This is a genomic window from Vibrio sp. 10N.261.55.A7 (assembly GCF_002877365.1).
Taxonomy (GTDB): domain Bacteria; phylum Pseudomonadota; class Gammaproteobacteria; order Enterobacterales; family Vibrionaceae; genus Vibrio.
Genome location: NZ_MCWZ01000062.1, coordinates 1 through 5,469, shown reverse-complemented (window position 1 = coordinate 5,469; position 5,469 = coordinate 1). Strand labels below are relative to the sequence as shown.

The window sequence follows — 5,469 nt, the reverse complement described above, 5'->3', positions numbered from 1 at the left end:
TTTACAATAATATTGAAGAGTTAGTAGCTAAAATTAGCTTAGAAGCGCAACCAAGTGACCAAATTTTGGTCATGAGCAATGGTGGTTTTGAGGGGATTCACTCGAAACTCATGACGGCACTAAGTCATTAAACTCACGAAGAATACTATGAGAAAAGAACACGAGATTATGAATAGCACCTCTCAAAAAGCCATTACTTTGGCATTTACCGGAGCTTCCGGTGCTCCCTACGGTATTCGTTTACTTGAATGTCTGTTAGCTGCAGAGTACAAAGTCTACCTTTTGATTTCGTCCGCTGCTCGAGTGGTGATGGCGACAGAGCACAATCTAAAATTACCAAGTGGGCCAGACGCGTGTAAAAAAGCGTTGGTTGAGCATTTAGGCTGCGAGGCTGACAATCTCGAAGTTTGTGGGAAAGAAGATTGGTTTTCTCCTGTTGCATCGGGGTCTGCCGCGCCTAAGCAAATGGTAGTGTGCCCTTGCTCTGCGGGCAGTGTTGCGGCGATCGCGCATGGTATGTCTGATAATCTTATTGAACGAGCGGCTGATGTCGTTATGAAAGAACGTGGCCAGCTCCTTCTTGTGGTACGTGAAACGCCATTTTCTACACTGCATTTAGAGAACATGCATAAACTCTCTCAAATGGGGGTGACTATTATGCCTGCTGCCCCTGGTTTTTATCACCAACCTAAATCGATTGAAGACTTGGTTGATTTCATGGTGGCGAGAATTCTCGACCATTTAGGTGTTGAGCAAGGGTTGGTACCACGTTGGGGATATTCCAAGTAGGAATCAGCTCTTGGAAAATGGCACATCAGAGAAAAGTCATTGTTCTTTTCTGTATTGTTCTCTTCTGTATTGCTCTCCTCTGTGTTGGTGAGTGGTTAATCTTTATGGATAAGTTATTCAATACAAATTACAATCACCACTAACTCATCGGGGAGCCTGATGCATGCTGTTGCATCCGCTGAGATCAAGCCAAGCTTGGGACCCGCACTATTGCTTTATGAATGTTGGAAAAACAAGGCATTAAGCAGTAACCAACCTGAACCAGATAATGCTGGCGTAGGAATTGAGTGTGGAACGTCGATTTTTAGCCATCGCTTGGTTAAAAACAGAATTCGATGAAAGTGATTATCGAACATGGCGTATTCCCTCTGTTTCTGCGCTGCTCAATTAAGGAGAGCGAGCAGTGAAAACCCCTCTAAATGTAATTTCCCTTGCGACAATAGCGTCTTTATCCGCTGTATCTGTGCCGCTTCAAGCCGCGGAAACTCTTACTGTCTACACTTATGATTCCTTTGCTTCCGATTGGGGCCCTGGTCCAACGGTTGAAAAAGCCTTTGAAGCACAGTGTGGCTGTGATCTTAACTTTGTGGCGTTAGACGACGGTGTTTCTATATTAAATCGTCTGCGTTTAGAAGGCGGGAAAAGCAAAGCGGATATCGTGTTGGGTCTGGATAACAACTTGATGGCAGAAGCGAGAGAGACCGGTTTGCTGTCAAATCATAATGTCGATACTTCGAGCGTGACTCTACCAAATGGCTGGAATGATGAAACGTTTGTTCCTTATGATTTTGGTTACTTTGCTTTCGTCTACAACAAAGAAACACTGGCTAACCCACCGAAAAGTCTGAAAGAGTTGGTGGAAGAGCGCGATGATTTAAAGGTTATCTATCAGGACCCTCGTACCTCTACGCCAGGACAAGGCCTACTGCTATGGATGAAGTCGGTTTACGGTGATAACAGCACGAAAGCGTGGCAGCAACTGGCGACAAAAACAGTTACCGTCACTAAAGGCTGGTCTGAGGCTTATTCGATGTTCTTAAAGGGTGAGTCAGACCTCGTGCTGTCTTACACAACATCTCCTGCTTACCACTTAATCGCTGAGAATGATGCGAAGTATGCGGCGGCTAATTTTTCTGAAGGCCATTACACACAGGTAGAGGTTGCAGCGAAAGTGAAAGGCTCTTCAAATGACGAGTTGGCTAACCAGTTTATGTCGTTTATTTTGAGTGATGAATTTCAGTCTGCAATGCCAACAGGAAACTGGATGTATCCAGTCACTGGTGTTGAGCTACCAGAGGGCTATGAGTCGCTGACCATTCCGAAAAAGTCGTTAAGCTTTAGTTCTGATGATGTGGCGAAAGAGCGCAAAGCGTGGATTCGTGAGTGGCAAAGCGCATTAACGATGTAATGATTGGCTTGAGGCTCACGATTGAATTCAATTCCTAAAGTTGGCATTTGGGTCGCGGTTATTATCGCGACCTTTGTCATTTCAGCACTGGCCGCTTTGCTTATTGAGGCGCCTTCATTAGATCTACGACAGGTTTGGGGTGACCCTTATTATCGTCATGTGACTAAGTTTAGTTTTTATCAGGCGTTTCTCTCTGCGCTGTTGAGTATTGGCCTTGCTATTCCCGTCGCCCACGCTTTGTCTCGACGTCAATTTAAAGGTAAAGAACTGCTATTGAAGTTGTTTGCAACAACATTGGTGCTGCCTGTTCTGGTTGGTGTATTCGGGCTCTTAGCTATCTATGGGAATAGCGGCCTACTGTCGACTTGGCTACAGAGCATTGGTAGTGAGTTGCCGTTTTCCATCTACGGTTTGAACGGTATTCTGCTTGCTCATGTGTTCTTCAATCTTCCTTATGCTAGCCGGTTGTTGCTGCAAGCGCTTGATAGTGTGCCAACCGAACAGCATAAGCTTTGTGCTCATTTGGGCATGAGCCATTGGGATAAGTTTAAGTGGGTCGAATGGCCTAGATTAAAGCAGCAGCTCCCCCATGTTTTTGGCTTAGTCTTTATGCTTTGCTTCACCAGTTTTGCCACCGTGATGGCGCTGGGTGGTGGCCCTAAGTCAACAACGATAGAGCTTGCGATTTACCAAGCGATCAAATTTGATTTTGATCTACAAGCGGGTGCGTTACTCGCTATGTGGCAAATGCTATTGTGTGCGGTGATCTCTATTGCTATTCAACGATTATCGAAACCTTTATCTGTCAGCTCTGGCGCTACGCATAAGCAGCTCTATTTGAGTCGAGACTCTTGGGTTTCAAAAGGGTGGGATAGTTTTTGGATCATGGGTGCCCTAATGCTCGTGATTCCCCCGTTACTCATGGTTATATTGAGCGGTTTGAATAGTCAGCTACCTCAAGTACTGACTGATACTCGGTTTTGGTCTGCTTTCTGGGCGTCAATTAGAGTAGCAAGCCTTGCCAGTTTGATGGCAGTTTGTATTGGTATTAGCATCTTGTTGACGAGCCGCGCTCTGAGATTACGGTATCGGAATCGCAGCGCTGATCAGATTGAGATGGTCGGCATGATCATTCTGGTTACTCCCGGTTTGGTTGTCAGTACTGGTCTATTTTTGCTATTGAGGAATTTTACCGACGTGTTTAGTGCGGCGGGGATTGTGGTGGTTGCCGTGAATGCGTTGATGGCATTGCCATTTGTCATTAAAACGTTGGCTCAACCGATGCTTCATATTGGCCAGCAGTACCAATATGTTTGCGCCAGTTTAGGTATGACAGGGTGGCAACGTTTGCGAGTGGTTGAGTTTAGAGCGCTTCGTAAGCCCTTTGCTCATGCCTTTGCCATTAGCTTTATGTTTTCCATTGGAGACTTAAGCGCCATTGCCTTGTTTGGCAGCCAAGAGTTTAGAACCCTACCATTGTATCTATTTCAGTTACTTGGAAGCTATCAGATGGATGCCGCCGCGGTGGTTTCTGTGACACTGCTTCTGCTGAGCGTGAGCTGCTTTGCCGTAATTGAAATGCTGTTTAGAGCAAATAAGAGGTCATATTAGTGCTAAAAATTGCAGATGTTGATTATCACTATCAACAAGAATGCTTCCAATTTGACTTATCGATGGAGCAAGGCTCGATCATTGCTCTAATGGGGCCGAGTGGCGCAGGAAAGTCGACACTATTGAGTTTAGTGGCTGGGTTTATTGATCCGGTTTCGGGTGATATTCAGGTTAATGAACGCTCAGTTATAGGTAAAGAGCCTCATCAGCGACCGTTCTCTATGCTGTTTCAAGAGCACAATCTATTTGCCCATTTAACGGTTCGTGAAAATATTGGTTTGGGGCTTCATCCTGGCTTAAAGCTGACGTCAAAGCAAATCCAACAAGTACAAGATTCAGCGACTCAGGTCGGCGTCGATGCGTTGTTAGACAGGTTACCCGAGCACTTATCTGGTGGTCAACGCCAGCGAGTGGCGCTAGCACGTTGCTTCGTCCAACCGCATTCCATTTGGCTACTTGATGAGCCTTTTTCTGCATTAGACCCAGTGCTTAGAGAAGAAATGCTGGCATTGGTTAAGCGCCTGGCTGATGAACGAAATATCACTGTGCTCATGGTGACGCACCACATCAACGATGCCAAAGCCATCGCGAGTCATTTTGCGTTCATTGCCAATTATAGGGTGGATGCAACCGGTGAGATTGGCCAATTAAGCCAGCAACATGAAAATACGCAACTTGCTGATTTTGTCCAAGCGGCACTATAGGGTGCTAGACAAAGAAAAATAAAAAGGTTGATAAACATGTGCTTATCAACCTTTTTTAATCGTACGTTTTGAAGCGTTAGTCTTCTGCTGCTTCGTGAAGCTCTTTCAGTACTTGGAAGACTTCGCGGTAAGATTTTGCTGGTTTCCCTGATTTTTTCTCTTTAGCGGCTTGTCTGGCTAGTTGACGTAAACGCTGACGATCAGCTGACGGATAGAGATCCATAACGTCAGCAATCGCGCTATCTCCCTCTTCAACGACTCGATCACGTAAGCCTTCAAGCTTATGCAGCTCAGCCGTTGCTTGAGAGTGTTTATTACGGATTTTATCTAACCCGGCTTGCAGCGGTTCCGTTTCGATTGTACGCATCATTTTACCGATGTATTGCAATTGGCGACGCTTCGCTTCGTTTTTGAAACGTTGGGCATCTTTAATTGCATCAGCAAGATCTTCACTCATTGGGATCTTTTTCAGCATAGCGGGTGTAAGAGCAACAAGTTCTTCCCCTAGCTTTTGTAGTGCGTCCATGTCTTGTTTCATTTCGGTTTTACTTACCCAAATGATCTCTTCTTCCGGTTCCCAAGGCGCTTTCTGGTTTTTACGAGCCATCTTTTCTGCCTATATCACTGTCTTAAACTAATATTAGGCCTATTTTAACAACAATCGTGGGGAGATTGGGAAATTCTTGTTATCCTAAGCATATATAATTCAAAAATGACTCAGATTAGATATGGATGTAAAACAGCAAGTCGCACAACAGCGCGTTGATTTAGAAGCCGCAGTCGCAAAAGCTCTTGAAATGGCGTCAGTAAGTGCCGACGCTGCAGAGGTTGCAATTACTAAATCGACAGGGCTTAGCGTTTCCACTCGCATGTGTGAGGTTGAGAACGTTGAATTTAATAGTGATGGCGCATTGGGGATTACCGTTTATCGTAATCAACAAAAAGGCAGTGCATCAA

Annotated in this window: 7 protein-coding genes; 5 read left to right on the top strand and 2 right to left on the bottom strand. The window is 45.2% G+C overall.

Annotated features, from left to right (window positions below; translation table 11 throughout):
* Window positions 1-168: 168 nt before the first annotated feature.
* Window positions 169-789, top strand: a complete 621-nt coding sequence (locus BCU12_RS05070) for a flavin prenyltransferase UbiX (protein ID WP_102403274.1) — start codon at window positions 169-171, stop codon at window positions 787-789.
* Between the two features lie 215 nt (window positions 790-1,004).
* On the opposite strand, the gene BCU12_RS23205 is transcribed toward BCU12_RS05070, so the two are convergent.
* Window positions 1,005-1,145, bottom strand: coding sequence for a hypothetical protein (locus BCU12_RS23205; protein ID WP_157939856.1), 141 nt, complete (start codon window positions 1,143-1,145; stop codon window positions 1,005-1,007).
* Window positions 1,146-1,192: 47 nt separating this feature from the next.
* Here BCU12_RS23205 and thiB point away from each other — a divergent pair, with 47 nt between their 5' ends.
* The 3 genes from thiB to thiQ are packed head-to-tail and all read left to right on the top strand — an operon-like array spanning window position 1,193 to window position 4,512.
* A complete protein-coding gene (gene thiB, locus BCU12_RS05060) occupies window positions 1,193-2,197 on the top strand; it encodes a thiamine ABC transporter substrate binding subunit (RefSeq protein WP_102403272.1) in 1,005 nt (334 codons plus the stop codon).
* Between the two features lie 21 nt (window positions 2,198-2,218).
* Entirely contained in the window at window positions 2,219-3,808 is a 1,590-nt protein-coding gene (gene thiP, locus BCU12_RS05055; RefSeq protein WP_102403271.1) for a thiamine/thiamine pyrophosphate ABC transporter permease ThiP, read from the top strand.
* Entirely contained in the window at window positions 3,808-4,512 is a 705-nt protein-coding gene (gene thiQ / locus BCU12_RS05050) for a thiamine ABC transporter ATP-binding protein (protein ID WP_102403270.1), read from the top strand. Before thiP ends, thiQ begins: the two co-directional genes overlap by 1 nt.
* Window positions 4,513-4,588: 76 nt before the next feature.
* Here thiQ and yjgA read toward each other — a convergent pair whose 3' ends face one another.
* On the bottom strand, window positions 4,589-5,119 hold the full coding sequence (gene yjgA, locus BCU12_RS05045) for a ribosome biogenesis factor YjgA (protein ID WP_102403269.1): 531 nt from the start codon (window positions 5,117-5,119) through the stop codon (window positions 4,589-4,591).
* Window positions 5,120-5,240: 121 nt separating this feature from the next.
* Here yjgA and BCU12_RS05040 point away from each other — a divergent pair.
* On the top strand, window positions 5,241-5,469 hold a 229-nt coding region (locus tag BCU12_RS05040; protein WP_347231979.1), incomplete at its 3' end, for a DNA gyrase modulator.